We start from the raw sequence: 14448 nt of genomic DNA, 5'->3' as shown, positions 1-14448 counted from the left end.
GTCCTTTTAGTGGGGAGAATCGGGCCTAGGAACGTTGGACATGTCGAGGGAGGCGAGACGCGTGGCCTTGATGACAAGCCGCTTCGCCGACGGCCTCGCCGTGGGTTCCGACCTGGTGGAGGCCGCGCGGAACGCCGTCGGCCAGGCCCTGTCGAGGCTCAGCGGCCAAGCCGACCTGGTCTGCTTCTTCATCTGCGGTGACGATCCCGACGACGTCGCGAGGGCAGGTCAGGCCGCGATGGAGCTCGCGCCCGGAGCACACGTGATCGGATGCAGCGCCACAGGAGTGATCGGCGACGGGCAGGGGGTGGAACTGACGCCTGCCGTGAGCGCGTGGGCGGGCACCTTGGACGGGGCGAGGCTGACCACGTTCGCGTTGGAGACGCTGGCGGCCGAGGACAAGTTCGTGGTGGTCGGGCTGCCCGAGCGCAGCGCGGACGACCACGTGGCGATCCTGCTCGCGGATCCGTACACCTTCCCGACCGACGCCTTCGTGGAGCGCTCGGTCGATGTGCTCGGCGAGCTACCGTTGATCGGCGGGCTGGCCAACGGGCTGCAGGGACGGGGCTCGGTGCGGCTCTTCGCCGACGGCCGGGTCTACACCGAGGGTGCGATCGGCGTGCTGCTCAGCGGCCCGGTGCAGGTCAGCACGGTGGTGAGCCAGGGTTGCCGGCCGATCGGCCCGAGCATGGTCGTCACGGCGTCGGAGGACAACCTGTTGCTGGAGCTGGCCGGCCAGCCCGCGCTGGCCAGGCTGGAGGACATCGTCAGCGAGCTGGACGAGGACGATCGCGAGCTGGTCGCCGCCGGGCTGCAGATCGGTGTGGCCATGGACGAGTACGCCGAGCGCCACGAACGCGGCGACTTCCTCATCCGCGGCGTCATCGGCATCGACCCCGAACGCGAGGCCGTCGCCATCGGGGACATCGTGGAGATCGGCAGGACAGTGCGCTTCCAGGTACGTGACGCGGCGACCGCGGACGAGGACCTGTACGACCTGCTCGACGCCCACCGCGAGCAATTGGGAAAGGTGGACGGGGCGCTGCTGTTCTCGTGCAACGGACGAGGCTCGGCCATGTTCGGCACCGCGGACCACGACCCGGTCGCCTTGCGCGACACTCTGGGACCGATCGGCGTGGCGGGCTTCTTCGCGGCCGGCGAGGTCGGTCCCGTGGCCGGGCACAACCACGTGCACGGCTTCACCGCCTCCGTGCTCGTCTTCTCCAGCACGGCAGGTGCTCCATGAGGCGCCCGTGATCCTCGCGATCGACGTCGGCGGCACCAAGATGGCCGCCGGCCTGGTGGCCGGCGACGGGACGGTGACGGCCTCCGCGCGGGTCCCCACGCCGCAGGGCGCGGACGCCACGACCCTGTGGAAGACGCTCGTCGAGCTGATCGAGCCCCTGACGGAGGGGGTCAAGGGCGTCGAAGGGGTGGGGGTGGGCTGCGGCGGGCCCATGGCCTGGCCGGACGGGGAGGTCTCACCGCTCAACATGCCCGGCTGGCGCGGCTTCCCGCTGCGCGCCCGGCTCGCCGGACGCTTCCCCGGTTCACCGGTACGTCTCCACAACGACGCCATCTGCCTGGCCGCGGCCGAGCACTGGAAGGGCGCGGGACAGGGCAGCGCGGACATGCTGGGCATGGTGGTCTCCACGGGCGTGGGCGGCGGGCTGATCCTGAACGGGCGCCTGATCAACGGCGGGACCGGCAACGCCGGGCACATCGGGCACGTGGTGGTCGAGCCGGACGGCGGCCCCCGCTGCGGCTGCGGCGGCCACGGCTGCCTGGAGGCCATCGCCCGCGGCCCGGCCCTGACCGCCTGGGCGGTGGAGCAGGGATGGGAGCCGAAGCACCCCGGAACAGGCGTGTATCTGGAGGATCGGGCGGTCACAGCGCGGGCGCTGGCCGCCGACGCGCGGGCCGGCGACCCGGTCGCGGTGCGGGCCATGCGCAGGGCCGGGCGGGCGCTCGGCATCGCCATCGCCTCCGCCACGCACCTGTGCGATCTGGACCTGGTCACGATCGGCGGCGGGTTGTCGCAGGCGGGAGTGCCGCTGTTCGGCCCGCTGGAGGAGGCGCTGCGCGAGCACGCCAGGGTGGAATTCGCCCGGCGGGTCAAGGTCATGCCCGCCTCCCTAGGGCAGGAGGCCGGCTTGATCGGCGCCGCCGCCCTGCTCCTGGCGGGCGAAAGTTACTGGACCGAGCGCCGGTGAAGGCCCGGCGGCCCCGCTGCTCGGGAGGGGCCGCCGGGCTTGCCTGGAAGGGGTGCTACTCGGTTTCCTGGTTCAGGCCGGGGCCCTCGTCCTTGCCCCCGGTCTCGAAGTCGAAGCCGGCCCCGCCGTCGTTCTTCGTGTCCACCTTGACGCCGCCGTCGCCGCCGTCGCCGGCGGGCGGGACGGGCATCGAAGTGGGCTCGCAGTCCGAGACGGCGCCCTTCACCACGGTCAGCGACACACCCATCGGCGGCTTGTCGTCGCCGTCCTTGCTCTTGGACACCGCCAGGACGAGCGTCTCGCCCGCGGGCACCTTCCCCTTCTCGATCTTGAAGGAGACCCCGGAGCCCTTAGAGCCGACACTCACCGAGAACGGCCCGCTGACGCTGCCCTGCTCGCCGCGAGGCTCCTTGCAGGTCTGTCCCGCCGGCAGGTAGTCGACGACCGACTTGACGCCGGCGTCGGCCAGCTCCGCCTCCAGGCCCTCGGGGTCGGTGAACGCGCTGATCTGCACGTCGACCGTGCCGTCCGTGCCCTTGGTGACGGCGTACGCCGGGCTGCCGGCGATCCCCGTCATGACCACCACCACCGCGGTGGCGGCCGCCGCGACCCCCGCCACCGCGGCGGACAGCCCCACGAAGCGCCGCCGCGAGCCGCGCTCCACCGGTGTCACCGTTGTCGTCATCCTGTCCTCCGCCGTCCTCGTCGTGATCTCTTCCTTGAGTGCACTGAGAAGGCGCTCTTCGAAATTGCTCATGCCTGTCCTTCCACGTACACAGCTGCTGGCGGGCTCTCTTGCCGAGCTCCGCTCGGAGGGCTGAGATGGATGTCCTCGCTTCGCTGCGGATCCATCTCAGCGACGTTCTCCAGTGCCTTTCTGGCCCGGTGTAACCGGACTCGGGCGGTCACCTGCCTGATGCCCAGGACCTTGGCGGCCTCGGCGACGGTGAGCTGATCGATCGCCACGAGCTCCAGCACCTCGCGCTCGCCCTCCGGCAGCCCGGCCATGGCTTCCAGAGCGCTGCGCATCCGGCGCTCGGCGTCGATCCGCTCCTCCATCCGGACGAGATCGTCGTCGTCCATCAGCTGGCGACCGGCGACACGGCCGGTGGCCCGCGCCTCCCTGGCCGCCTTGCGATGCTGGGCCGACACGACGTTGCGCGCCACGCCGTACAGCCATGCGATCTCGCTGCCCCGGCCGGGCACGTAGGTGTGAGCCGAGTCCAGGACCGCCAGGAAGATGTCCGCCGTGAGGTCCGCGGCGAGATGAGGATCACTCACCCGCCGGGCCACGAATCTCAGCACGGCATCCACGTGGCGGCGATAGAAGGCCTCAAAGGCCGCAGGGTCTTCGTTGAGGCGCATCGCCCGCAATCCCTTTCGTCGTTCGCCTTACACCCGTACTTGGACCGAGCGACGAAAAGCGTTTCCGGCCGGGTCAGGCCGGCCTGCGGGGCTGGAAGAGCCAGGCGTCGAAGAGTGCGCTGAGTTCCTTGCCCGACATCTGTTCGGCGAGCTCGATGAACTGGTCCGTCGTCACATGACCGTAGCGATGGTCGGCGGCCCACTTCTTCAGCAGCGCGAAGAACGTCTGGTCGCCGACGGCCTTGCGCAGGGCATGCAACGTCGCGGCGCCGCGCGAGTAGACCGACTGGTTGAACAGGTCGTCGGGCCGGGCCCGCCCCGGCGGGTATTTCCAGATCGGGGCGGTGGCGGGGCGGTTGTGGAGCTCCCTGAACGCGGCCTCAGCGGTCCTCGTGCCCTTGTGCTCGGCCCACAACCATTCCGCGTACGTGGCGAACCCCTCGTTGAGCCAGAGGTCCTTCCACCGCGTGATGCTCAGGCTGTTGCCGAACCACTGGTGTGCCAGCTCGTGCGCGATGATGTTCTCGCCCGGGTGGAAACCGCCGTAGAGCGGCTTGGTCTGGTTTTCCAGCGCGTATCCGGCGGCGAAGTCGTCGACCACGCCGCCGGTCGAGCCGAACGGGTAGGGCCCGAAGACCGTGGCCCAGTGGTCGGTGAGGGTGCCGGAGGTCGTGTAGAGGCCGTCGAGCGCACTCCTGAACCTGGGGTCGGTGGCCGCCAGGTTGGGGATGCCGCCGGGCGTGCGGCCCTGGCGCAGGTCGAACTTGCCCAGCGTGGCCGTGGCCAGGTAGGTCGCCATCGGGTACCGCTCGCGCCACCGGTAGGTGGTCTTGCCGCCCGCAGTCGTGGGCTGCCCGACCATCTCGCCGTTGGCCAGAGCCGTCACCCCGGCCGGCACGGTGATCGTGAAGTCGAAGGGGGCCTTGTCGGCGGGGTGGTCGTTGGCGGGGAACCAGGTCTTGGCGCCGTTGGGCTCGGCGGCCACGAACGCGCCGTCCGGTGTCGGAATGAACCCGTACGTGCCCAGGGTGGTGCCGCTCCGCGGCGTCGGGACGCCCGAATAGGACACCTTCACGGTGAACCTGGCGCCGTTGTCGACCGGGCGGGCGGGACGCACGGTCAGCTCGTCGCCGTTGCGGCTGAAGGTGGCCGGCGCATTGTTCACGGTGACCGCGCTCACGTCGAACCCGGCCAGGTCGAGGTTGAAGCTGGACAGGCCCTGCGTCGCGGTGGCCGTGACGGTGGTCACGCCGACGAGCCGCCTGCCGGCCGGTGTGTAGTCGATGGCGATGGCGTAGTGGCCGACGTCGTAGCCGCCGTTGCCGTCCTTGGGGAAGTCCGTGTCGCCGATGCCGGGCGCGCCCGCCCGGTGGTCGCTCACTTGGTGGCCGTTCGCCGGTGACGGCTCGTCGGCGGGTGCGCAGGCCAGAATGCCGACCAGCGCCGCCACCAGTGCCACCCCGCGCTGGTTGTAACGCATTGACGAACGAGCCCCCTTCGTATCGTGACGAGAATGTTACGCTGAGTCAGGCATTCATGACGAGCGTCCTGGCTGCCTTGTCATGGAGTGCCTGTTTGCGGGGGTCGAAGAGGATCCAGGCGAGGTCGACCACGAGGCCGACGCAGCACAACCATTCGAGCGCGGTCATCACGCCCTGCCGGACCGCGACCTGCCCCACGCCCAGCTTGCCGCCGGTGTCCGGGACCACCCTGATCCCGAACAGCCGCTTGCCCAGCGTCTGACCGTTCCAGAAGGAATGCAGCAGCCAGAAGTACAGGAAGGCCACGAGTCCTGCCAGGAAGGTGTGCTCCACCGGGTATCGTTCCCAGACGCCTCTCGCGCTGTCCCAGACGTCGTCCCAGCTCGTCCAGGCGAAAGGGGTCGAGATGATGTTGACGATGACCCAGTCGAGGACGCCGGCGAACAATCGTCGCCAGCGTCCCGCCAGCCCCGGTGGCGATCCCATAATGTCCTGATCGCCCCCACTAAGTCGGGACAAACTAAAGGTTGCCCCTGCGTTCCTGCTCGCGCTCGATGGCCTCGAACAGGGCTTTGAAGTTGCCCTTGCCGAATCCGAGCGAGCCGTGCCGCTCGATCAACTCGAAGAAGACAGTGGGCCGGTCCTGCACCGGCTTCGTGAAGATCTGCAGCAGGTAGCCGTCCTCGTCCCGGTCGACGAGGATCTTGCGCTTCTTCAGCTCCTCGATCGGCGCCCGCACCTGCCCGATGCGCGCGCGCAGCTCCGGGTCGTCGTAGTACGAGTCCGGCGTGTCCAGGAACTGGACCCCCGCCGCCCGCATGTGGTCGACCGTGGTCAGGATGTCGTTGGTGGCCAGCGCGATGTGCTGCACGCCGGGACCGCAGTAGTACTCGAGGTACTCGTCGATCTGCGACTTCCGCCTGCTGACGGCCGGCTCGTTGAGCGGGAACTTGACCTTGCGCGTGCCGTCGGCCACGACCTTGGACATGAGCGCCGAGTACTCCGTCGCGATGTCGTCGCCGATGAACTCGGCCATGTTGGTGAAGCCCATGACGTTGCGGTAGAACTCCACCCACTCGTCCATCTTGCCCAGCTCGACGTTGCCGACGCAGTGGTCGATGGCCTGGAACAGCCGGCCGTTCTTGGTGGCGGGCGGCGCGACCAGCGGCTCGGCGGCGACGTACCCGGGCAGGTAGGGGCCGCCGTAGTTGGACCTGTCGACCAGCGTGTGGCGGGTCTCGCCGTACGTGGCGATGGCGGCGAGCTGCACCTTGCCGTGCTCGTCCTCCATCGTGCGCGGCTCTGCCAGGCCCTTCGCCCCGTGGGCGACGGCGTGCGCGTACGCCGCCTCCACGTCGGGCACCTGGATGGCCAGGTCGATCACGCCGTCACCGTGCTCGGCGACGTGCCGCGCCACCTTCGTCCCTGGCCGGATCGAGGCCCGGAACTCGAACGTGGCGCTGCCCGACGTCAGCACGTACGCGGCCAGGTCGCGGCTGCCCGTCTCGGGGCCGCGGTAGGCCACCAGCCTCATGCCGAACGCGGTGGAGTAGTAGTGGGCCGCCTGCTTGGCGTTGCCCACCGCGAACACCACGGCATCCATCCCATTAACCGGAAAGACATCACTCATACCATCAACTTTCGATTTTCCTGGACGAGTTGCGCAAGAGTTACTTCAAGCAGTGCACAATCTGCCTAGCCATGACGCGAAATATCGGGTAGATCTGTACAGCATGACGATCGATGCTCTCGACGCCCGGCTGATCGCCCTGCTGACCGCCGAGCCCCGGCTGGGAGTGCTCGAGTGCTCGCGGCGGCTCGGCGTCGCCCGCGGCACCGTGCAGGCCAGGCTCGACCGGCTCGCCGCCCGGGGCGTGATCACCGGATTCGGCCCTGAGGTGTCGCCCGCGGCGCTCGGCTACGACGTCACCGCGTTCGTCAGCATGGAGATCAGGCAGGTCGCCGGGCACGACCCGGTCGCGCATCAGCTGGCCCGCATTCCCGAGGTGCTGGAGGTGCACACGATCACCGGTGACAGCGATCTGCTCTGCCGCGTGGTCGCCCGCACCAATGCCGATTTACAACGGGTCATCGACCAGATCGTCGAGGTTCCAGGCGTACTCAGGACCAATTCGATCATTGCCCTCGACACCCCGGTTCCATACCGTGTGCTGCCTTTGGTGGCCGATGTTCCGCGCCGGGAACGGCGCTCGCCGTAGTATCGCGAAGGGATGGGGCACCATCATCGATCGTTTACTCTAGGCATTCGCCCAGGTTGCGGGGGTGGCGCGAGGCTTGACGAGGGGGTCGAGGGTGCGAAGCGGTGGAGGAGACGGGATGCGAAAGCGGCGGATTCTCCGACTTCTTCTGATCTCTTTTGGCACGGGAATCCTGGTATTGCTCGGCCTTTTCGCGGTCGCGTGGGCCATGACTCCGATTCCCGACACCACCCAGAAACAGGCCACCGCGCAGGGTTCGGTGATCTATTACCGCGACGGCAAGTCAGTGCTGGCCCGCCAGGGCATCGACCGCAGGCTGGTCGAGCTCGCGAAGGTGCCCCCGCACGTGCGCCAGGCCGTCATCGCGGCCGAGAACCGCTCGTTCTACGAGGACGCCGGGGTCTCGATCAAGGGCACCGGCCGCGCCATCTGGTCCACGGTCACCGGGCAGCAGCTCCAAGGCGGCTCCACGATCACCCAGCAGCTCGTCCGCAACTACTACAGCGGCCTCAGCCAGGAACGCTCCGTCACCCGCAAGTTCAAAGAGATCCTCATCGCGATGAAGGTCGACCAGTCCAAGTCGAAGGACTGGGTGCTGGAGCAGTACCTCAACACGATCTACTTCGGCCGCGGCGCCAACGGCATCCAGTCGGCCGCCCGCGCCTACTTCGGCAAGGACGTCGGCGAGCTCACCGTGTCCGAGGGCGCCTATTTGGCGGCGGTGATCCAGCAGCCGAGCCGCTTCGCCGACCCCAAGGGGGCCGACCTGGCCGCGGCCGAGGCCCGCTGGCGGTGGGTGATCAACGCCATGGGGCAGACCGGCGCGCTGACGCCGCAGCAGGTGGCGGCCGAGAAGTTCCCCGCGCTGGCGGCGCCGAAGAAGCCGTTCCAGCTCAAGGGCCAGGCTCGATACATGCTGCAGCAGGTGACCGACGAGCTCAACCGGCGTGGCTACAGCGACGAGGAGATCAACAGCGGCGGGCTGAAGATCGTCAGCACCTTCGACAAGAAGCTCATGGCGGCGGCCGAGCGGGCGGTCAAGGACGTGCTGCCGGACAACACGCCGAAGAAGGTGCGCACCGGGCTCGCGGCCGTCGATCCCAAGACGGGCGAGGTGGTGGCCTTCTACGGCGGCGACCCCAAACGCTACGACTACGACAACGCCTTCTCCGCCAAGGTGATGGCCGGATCGACGTTCAAGCCGTACACGCTGGCCGCCGCGCTCAACAACGGCTTCGACCTGTCCACCAGGGTCAACGGCAACTCGCCGCTGCGCGTGGCCTCCGCGGAAGAGCCGATACCCAACGACAGCGGGCGCTCGTACGGGCAGATCGACCTCGTACGGGCCACCCAGAACTCCGTCAACACCGCGTTCGTGGACCTCGGGCAGAAGGTCGGGCTGGACAAGGTGGCCGAGACCGCGGAGGCCGCGGGCATCCCCGCCGACCAGCTCGAGCAGCAGAAGACGGCTGCCTCGTTCCCGCTCGGCGTGTCCTCCATCAGCGCCGTCCAGAACGCCTCCGGCTTCGCGACCTTCGCCAACAAGGGCGTGCACATGGAGACCCACGTGCTCAAGTCGGTCACCGACAGCACGGGGCGCAAGGACGTCGTCAATCCGATCTCGACACGGGTGATCAGCGAGCAGGCCGCGGCCGACACGACGTACGCGATGGAGCAGGTCGTCAAGTACGGCACCGGCACCGCCGCCCGCCTCTACGACCGCCCGGTGGCCGGCAAGACGGGCACCACGGACGAGTCGAAGTCGGTGTGGTTCAACGGCTACACGCCGCAGCTCGCGGTGGCGGTCAACATGTTCCGCGACGACAACGAGACCGTGACGATCCCCGGATACGGCACGCAGTTCGGCGGGTCGCTTCCGGCGCAGATCTGGCGGGCGTTCATGACCGAGGCCATGGCGGGCAAGCCGGTCGAGGAGTTCCCCGAGCCGTCCGACTACGGCTACTCCTACGACTACTCGGTCCCCGACCGAGGCGATGACGTGCCCCAGCAGGAGTACACGCCGCCGGTGAACCCGGACGCGTCGAGCTCGCCCGAGCCCGAGTTCAGCCAGCCGCCGAGCACCGACCCGCCGGCCACGCAGGCCCCTGACGACCGGCTGGACGACCAGCCGGAGCAGACCGCCCCACCGGTCACGCAGGCGCCCGAACAGCCGTCCACGGACGCGGACACCGGCACCGGGGACAACAGAGGCCGGCCGACGGGCTGAGGCCCTTCCTCAGCCGGTGGTGAGCTCGGCGGCCCTCAGCCGGTGGTCAGTTCGGCCCGGAGCGCGTCGACCGTCGTCACCGGCATCCGGCAGGTGAACCCTCTGCACACGTACGCCGCGGGCGCTTCACCGACCGTTCCGCGGCCCTCGAGCAGCGCCGGGAACACCTCGCCATCGTGGACCAGCGGATCGCCAGAGGCGCCTCTCATGGCCGAGTCGCCGGCGCCGAGCGCGACCACCAGACCGGGCACATCCGCCAGCAGCGCCTCCCGGTGCAGCGCCGCCGTCCGCGGGTCGTCCGGTGGACCGACGACGGCCACCTCGACCGGCCCGTCCAGTGCCGCCCGCGCCACGGCCAGCCCCCAGCCGGCGAACCTGGCATGCCCTCTGGCCAGCACGGAAACGGTGCCGAGCGCGGCGTGGGCGGCCTCGCGGTGGCGGGCAGAGCCGGTCAGCGCGCCGTAGGCGAGCAAGGCGCCCGCGGCCGCGTACTGGCCTGAGGGGGTGGCGTTGTCGGTCGGATCCTGCGGCCGCTGGAACAGCCGCTCGGCGTCGTCCGCCGTGTCGTAGAAGCCGCCCGCCTTGTCGGCGAACCTGTCCAGCACGACGTCGAGCAGCGATCCCGCCAGCCGCAGCCACCTGGCCTCGCCGGTCACGCCGTAGAGGGCGATCCAGCCCTCCGCCAGGTTCGCGTAGTCCTCCAGCACGCCGGCGTTCGTGCCCGCCCGGCCGTCGCGTGACGTGCGCAGCAGCCTCCCGTCCACCAGGTGCGTGCCGGCCAGCAGCTCCGCCGCCGTCGTGGCCGCCGCCACGAGGTCGGGCCGCTCGAACACCACGCCGGTCTCGGCCAGAGCCGCGATGGCAAGGCCGTTCCACGAGGCCACGACCTTGTCGTCACGCCCGGGACGTACCCGCTGCGCCCTGGCGGCGAGCAGCCGCTCGCGGACGCTCGCGTAGCGCTCGGGATCCTCCGGGTCGCGCGGCAGCTGCAGCACGGACGTGCCGTGCTCGAACGTGCCGGTGACGTCGAACAGGCCGGTCGCCCACCGGCCGTCGTCCTCGCCCAGCACCTCGCCCAGCTGCTCGGGCGTCCAGACGTAGAACTTGCCCTCGACGCCCTCACTGTCGGCGTCCAGCGCCGAGGCGAACCCGCCCTCGGGTGTCCGCATCTCGCGCAGCAGCCAGTCGGCCGTCTCCAGCGCCACCCGCCGCGCCAGGTCGCCGCCGCCCGCCTTCCACCAGTGGGTGTAGACCCGCAGCAGGAGCGCGTTGTCGTACAACATCTTCTCGAAGTGCGGCACGACCCATTCCGCGTCCACGCTGTAGCGGGCGAAGCCGCCGCCGAGCTGGTCGTACATGCCGCCGCGGGCCATCGCGTCGAGCGTCTTGCCGCTCATCTCGCGCTCACCGGAGCGCAGCAGGAACTCCAGCACCATGGACGGCGGGAACTTGGGCGCCCCGCCGAACCCGCCGTTCACCGGGTCGTACGACTCCCGCAGGTTCCGCACGGCCAGCGCGAGCGTCTCCTCGCCCGGCACCGCCCCGCCGGGCAGCGTGGTGCTCGAGTTGAGCGCCTGCACCACCTTCGCGCCCTGCTTCAAAACCGACTCCCTGTCGCCCGTCCACACGTTGTGGACTTCGTTGAGCAGGCGCTGGAAATGCGGGCGTGGGAAGTAGGTGCCGCAGTAGAACGGGTGGCCCTCAGGCGTCGCGAACACCGTCATCGGCCAGCCGCCCTGATGCGTCATGGCCTGGGTGGCGCCCATGTACACCGCGTCCACGTCGGGGCGTTCCTCGCGGTCCACCTTGATGTTGACGAAATGCTCGTTCATGAGGCGCGCGGTCTCGGCGTCCTCGAAGCTCTCGTGGGCCATGACGTGGCACCAGTGGCAAGCTGAGTAGCCCACGCTGATGAGCAGCGGCACGTCGCGGCGCCGGGCCTCCGCGAACGCCTCCTCGCCCCAGGGGTGCCAGTCCACCGGGTTGTCCGCGTGCTGCAGCAGGTAAGGGCTGGTGGCGTCTTTCAAGCGGTTCATCACGACCTCCTAGCCTCAGCCTAATCTGCCCGCTCCTCCCGTCTCCTGACCAGCGGCCCGCCCCCACCCGGCCCTTGGTCCCCGGTCCCGCGGTCGGCCTCGCCCATGGCCCCCGGGTTGGGCGGTGGGGTGGGGGCAGTGAGACGTTGCTCACGATCAGGCCGGGTGTGAGGGGATCAGCGGGACAGACGCTGACTAGACAGGGCAGGACGGCGTAGGTTACGGAGCGTGGATATGGACTTCGTCTGCGGCCACGCCGGCCGCCCGGTGACCGCGCTCACACACAGGGACGTGGCCAGGGCACTGCTCGCCGTGCCCTCAGGCGTGGCGCTGGTGGCGATGCCCGACCTACGGCGCGCGATGATGGCGGCGGGCAACCCGCTCTCGCGCGCGTTCTGGGACTCGGCCAAGGCGACGCTGAGCTCCATCGAGTCGGGCGTCGCGACGGTGGGCGACGTGCAGCGCTGGATCGAGTCCACCGGCACCGAGCCGATCCTCATGACACCCAGCTATTTCGTCTGGCCGGAGGAGGACGAGCGAGGGCCGGTGGCCGCGGAAATGTACGCCAAGCTCGTCGCCTACCTGGAGGAACGGGTCGAGTCCGGGGAGATCGACCCCGACGCGCTGGCGGCCGGCGACCCGGAGGCCCGCAGGGCCTACGAGGAGCTGCAGGAGCACTGGCTCAGCACGCCGCTGCCGGACGGCCGGGTGCCCGGTCACGCGGTCAGCGACGAGCAGGACGAGGAGCTGTTCGCGGCCTGGGACGAGGAGGAGGCGTTCGCCCTGTCCGAGCTGCGGCGCATCGTCGGCGAGCTGCCCAAGCAGCCCGAGATGCCCGCCGCCGAGCTGGAGACCGCCGCGGCCCGTCTGCGCCAGTTGCTCGCGATGCCCGGCTATCCCGCCAGCGTGCTGCGCGCCTGCGCCGGGTACGACGACCGGCCGATGCCGGACGATGACAGAGAATTGTGGCTGGCGGTGGCTGCAGGCATCGCGGGGCCGGTCTCCGATCTGGCGGAGAGCGGGGACGTGCTGGAGGAATTCGCCGATCTCGCCGGGGAGCTGAGCGACGAGGACGCCGCCCTGGCCAACCTGTGCGCGATCCAGCATGCCGACTGGCTGGCCGGGGTCGCCGCGCTGACCAGGATGGGACCGGGCGTGCTGGCCTCGCCCGAGCGGCTCGCGCGGCTCATCGCCGAGTCCGAGGACATCGACATCGACGAGCAGGACGACGACGATCTCGACGCGACCGAGGGGTTGTTCGAGTCGGTGGTCGCGCTGTGGCGCTATCTCGGCATCGTGGACGAGGACGAGGTGCTCACGCCGCTGGGCTGGTGGGGGCTGCCGAAGGCGCTGGAGCTGGCCTGGTCGCCCACGCCCGAATGATCACTCGTGCTGATCGACGAGGTCCTGGAACTCCGCATGGCGTTCGATGTATTTGCGGACGTAAGGGCAGAGCGGCACGACACGAAGGCCGGTGTCGGCGCTGGCCTGCAGCGCGTGCCCGACCAGCTTGCTCGCCAGCCCCTGCCCCTCGAACTCCGGCAGCACCTCGGTGTGCGTGAACACGATCTTGCTGGGCAGGAGCCGATAGTCGGCGAACCCGGCGACCTCGCCGTCCACGAGAACCTCGAAGCGGCTCTCCGTCGAGTTGTCGACTATTTCGATCGGCATCTACTCGGCTTTCTTGTCGTCCACGTCGCGCTCGTGCGGCACCTGGATCTTCGACATCTGCTTGTTCATCGACTTGATCAACATATACAGGGCCAGCCCAATGAGGGCAACGACGACGAAGCCCAGCAAACCCGGACTCACATCACCAGCGGCTAGAACGGTCACACTTCCAGTGTGCCATCGAGGGCGGACGGTCCCGAACCCGAGGTGAGGGGCCAATGAGCACGTCCCGTCAGTGGCAGGCGGGGGAGACGTCCTCGGCGTGGATGCCCACGAACAGGTCGTCCTCGGGCAGCTCGGTGTCCACCAGTGAGCGCGCCAGGTGGTAGTCCTCGGTCGGCCAGATCTCCTGCTGCAGCTCGCGCGGGCAGACGAACCACCAGCTGTCGGGGTCGACCTGGGTGGCGTGCGCCTTCAGCGCCTCGTCGCGGATGTCGAAGTATTCGCCGCAGGGCACCCGCGTGGTCACCGGCCACTTGGCCGGGCGGTCCTCCCAGCGGGAGATCCAGTCGGCGTACGGGGAGCCGAGACCGCGCTCGGTCATGGCCTCGTGCAGGGCCTCGAAGCGCTCCTTGGTGAACCCCATCTGGTAGTAGAGCTTCAGCGGCTGCCACGGGTCGCCGGTGCCCGGGTAGCGGTCAGGGTCGCCGGCCGCCTCGAACGCCTCGACGGACACCCGGTTGGTCATGATGTGGTCGGGGTGCGGGTAGCCGCCGTCGTCGTCGTACGTGATGATGACGTGCGGCCGGAACTCGCGCACGGCCGCCACGAGCGGGCGTGAGGCGTCTTCGAGCTTCTGGAGGGCGAAGCAGCCCTCGGGCAGCTCCTCGTCCTCGTTCTCCGGCAGGCCGGAGTCGATGAAGCCCATGAAACGCTGCTGCACGCCGAGGATCTCGCGCGCCCGGTCCATCTCGGCCCTGCGCACCTCTGCGATGTTGGCCACGATTTCCGGCCGGTCCATCTTCGGGTTCAGTACGGATCCGCGCTCCCCGCCCGTGAGCGTACAGACCAGCACTTCCACGCCTTCGCGCACATAACGCGCCATCGTGGCGGCGCCCTTGCTCGACTCGTCGTCGGGGTGGGCGTGGACAGCCATCAGCCTCAGCGGTGCAGTCACGGGCGCGATGTCTCCTCAGTCGGGCCGATCACTTAGTTTGTCTGCGGGCGGTCGTGCAGGGGCAGGTCTTGTACCGGGACCCCCGCAGGCGACAATTGTCTCGGATAACGCTGAGGGAG

The 14448-nt window shown here is 69.4% G+C and carries 14 protein-coding genes; 5 read left to right on the top strand and 9 right to left on the bottom strand.

The features are described 5' to 3' along the window. Nucleotides 1-70: 70 nt before the first annotated feature. Both EDD27_RS36665 and EDD27_RS36660 read left to right on the top strand, forming a co-directional pair. Nucleotides 71-1246, top strand: a complete 1176-nt coding sequence (locus tag EDD27_RS36665) for an FIST signal transduction protein (protein WP_127941201.1) — start codon at nt 71-73, stop codon at nt 1244-1246. 7 nt (nt 1247-1253) lie between these two features. Continuing rightward, the gene (locus EDD27_RS36660) at nt 1254-2213 is read left to right on the top strand and encodes an ROK family protein (protein ID WP_127936472.1); all 960 of its coding nucleotides are present in this window, start codon (nt 1254-1256) and stop codon (nt 2211-2213) included. A 55-nt stretch (nt 2214-2268) separates the two neighbouring features. On the opposite strand, the gene EDD27_RS36655 is transcribed toward EDD27_RS36660, so the two are convergent. The 5 genes from EDD27_RS36655 to hppD all read right to left on the bottom strand — a co-directional run bounded on the left by EDD27_RS36655 (nt 2269) and on the right by hppD (nt 6689). Next, nucleotides 2269-2970: a hypothetical protein gene (locus EDD27_RS36655; protein ID WP_127936471.1), complete on the bottom strand. Its 702-nt coding sequence runs from the start codon at nt 2968-2970 to the stop codon at nt 2269-2271. After that, entirely contained in the window at nt 2967-3578 is a 612-nt protein-coding gene (locus tag EDD27_RS36650) for an RNA polymerase sigma factor (protein ID WP_127936470.1), read from the bottom strand. Before EDD27_RS36650 ends, EDD27_RS36655 begins: the two co-directional genes overlap by 4 nt. 73 nt (nt 3579-3651) lie before the next feature. Next, nucleotides 3652-5058 carry a M1 family metallopeptidase gene (locus EDD27_RS36645; protein ID WP_206641812.1) on the bottom strand — a complete coding sequence of 469 codons (1407 nt, stop codon included), beginning with the start codon at nt 5056-5058 and terminating at the stop codon, nt 3652-3654. A 46-nt stretch (nt 5059-5104) separates the two neighbouring features. Beyond that, nucleotides 5105-5545 (bottom strand): RDD family protein, encoded by a 441-nt coding sequence (locus tag EDD27_RS36640; RefSeq protein ID WP_127936469.1) that lies wholly within the window; start codon nt 5543-5545, stop codon nt 5105-5107. A gap of 34 nt (nt 5546-5579) precedes the next feature. After that, nucleotides 5580-6689 (bottom strand): 4-hydroxyphenylpyruvate dioxygenase, encoded by a 1110-nt coding sequence (gene hppD / locus EDD27_RS36635; RefSeq protein ID WP_127936468.1) that lies wholly within the window; start codon nt 6687-6689, stop codon nt 5580-5582. Nucleotides 6690-6792: 103 nt separating this feature from the next. On the opposite strand from hppD, the gene EDD27_RS36630 reads away from it, so the two are divergent. Together EDD27_RS36630 and EDD27_RS36625 are read left to right on the top strand one after the other, a co-directional pair. Further along, the gene (locus tag EDD27_RS36630; protein ID WP_127936467.1) at nt 6793-7278 is read left to right on the top strand and encodes an Lrp/AsnC family transcriptional regulator; all 486 of its coding nucleotides are present in this window, start codon (nt 6793-6795) and stop codon (nt 7276-7278) included. 208 nt (nt 7279-7486) lie between these two features. Further along, nucleotides 7487-9505, top strand: coding sequence for a transglycosylase domain-containing protein (locus tag EDD27_RS36625; RefSeq protein WP_241564450.1), 2019 nt, complete (start codon nt 7487-7489; stop codon nt 9503-9505). Between the two features lie 35 nt (nt 9506-9540). Here the strand turns inward: EDD27_RS36625 and EDD27_RS36620 are convergent, their stop codons facing one another. After that, a complete protein-coding gene (locus EDD27_RS36620; protein ID WP_206641810.1) occupies nt 9541-11541 on the bottom strand; it encodes a thioredoxin domain-containing protein in 2001 nt (666 codons plus the stop codon). 234 nt (nt 11542-11775) lie between these two features. Between EDD27_RS36620 and EDD27_RS36615 the strand changes: the two genes are divergently transcribed. Then, nucleotides 11776-12924 (top strand): hypothetical protein, encoded by a 1149-nt coding sequence (locus EDD27_RS36615; protein ID WP_127941198.1) that lies wholly within the window; start codon nt 11776-11778, stop codon nt 12922-12924. Here the strand turns inward: EDD27_RS36615 and EDD27_RS36610 are convergent, their stop codons facing one another. The 3 genes from EDD27_RS36610 to mca form a co-directional block, all read right to left on the bottom strand. Next, entirely contained in the window at nt 12925-13212 is a 288-nt protein-coding gene (locus EDD27_RS36610) for a GNAT family N-acetyltransferase (protein ID WP_127936465.1), read from the bottom strand. Then, nucleotides 13213-13377, bottom strand: coding sequence for a hypothetical protein (locus EDD27_RS54780; protein WP_164903952.1), 165 nt, complete (start codon nt 13375-13377; stop codon nt 13213-13215). A 67-nt stretch (nt 13378-13444) separates the two neighbouring features. Further along, nucleotides 13445-14308: a mycothiol conjugate amidase Mca gene (gene mca, locus EDD27_RS36605; protein ID WP_421917347.1), complete on the bottom strand. Its 864-nt coding sequence runs from the start codon at nt 14306-14308 to the stop codon at nt 13445-13447. Nucleotides 14309-14448: the final 140 nt, after the last annotated feature.

Source organism: Nonomuraea polychroma (assembly GCF_004011505.1).
GTDB lineage: Bacteria > Actinomycetota > Actinomycetes > Streptosporangiales > Streptosporangiaceae > Nonomuraea > Nonomuraea polychroma.
Note: the sequence above shows the minus strand (reverse complement) of the source record. Positions and strands in the feature narration are given on the sequence as shown.

What these genes read in the sequence shown, in the direction of transcription:
- EDD27_RS36650 (WP_127936470.1), bottom strand. Translation starts at nt 3,578, where the DNA reads ATGCGCCTCAACGAAGACCCTGCGGCCTTTGAGGCCTTCTATCGCCGC.
- mca (WP_421917347.1), bottom strand. Translation starts at nt 14,308, where the DNA reads ATGGCTGTCCACGCCCACCCCGACGACGAGTCGAGCAAGGGCGCCGCC.
- hppD (WP_127936468.1), bottom strand. Translation starts at nt 6,689, where the DNA reads ATGAGTGATGTCTTTCCGGTTAATGGGATGGATGCCGTGGTGTTCGCG.
- EDD27_RS36655 (WP_127936471.1), bottom strand. Translation starts at nt 2,970, where the DNA reads ATGAGCAATTTCGAAGAGCGCCTTCTCAGTGCACTCAAGGAAGAGATC.
- EDD27_RS36615 (WP_127941198.1), top strand. Translation starts at nt 11,776, where the DNA reads ATGGACTTCGTCTGCGGCCACGCCGGCCGCCCGGTGACCGCGCTCACA.
- EDD27_RS36620 (WP_206641810.1), bottom strand. Translation starts at nt 11,541, where the DNA reads ATGAACCGCTTGAAAGACGCCACCAGCCCTTACCTGCTGCAGCACGCG.
- EDD27_RS36640 (WP_127936469.1), bottom strand. Translation starts at nt 5,545, where the DNA reads ATGGGATCGCCACCGGGGCTGGCGGGACGCTGGCGACGATTGTTCGCC.
- EDD27_RS36665 (WP_127941201.1), top strand. Translation starts at nt 71, where the DNA reads ATGACAAGCCGCTTCGCCGACGGCCTCGCCGTGGGTTCCGACCTGGTG.
- EDD27_RS36610 (WP_127936465.1), bottom strand. Translation starts at nt 13,212, where the DNA reads ATGCCGATCGAAATAGTCGACAACTCGACGGAGAGCCGCTTCGAGGTT.
- EDD27_RS36645 (WP_206641812.1), bottom strand. Translation starts at nt 5,058, where the DNA reads ATGCGTTACAACCAGCGCGGGGTGGCACTGGTGGCGGCGCTGGTCGGC.
- EDD27_RS36630 (WP_127936467.1), top strand. Translation starts at nt 6,793, where the DNA reads ATGACGATCGATGCTCTCGACGCCCGGCTGATCGCCCTGCTGACCGCC.
- EDD27_RS36625 (WP_241564450.1), top strand. Translation starts at nt 7,487, where the DNA reads ATGACTCCGATTCCCGACACCACCCAGAAACAGGCCACCGCGCAGGGT.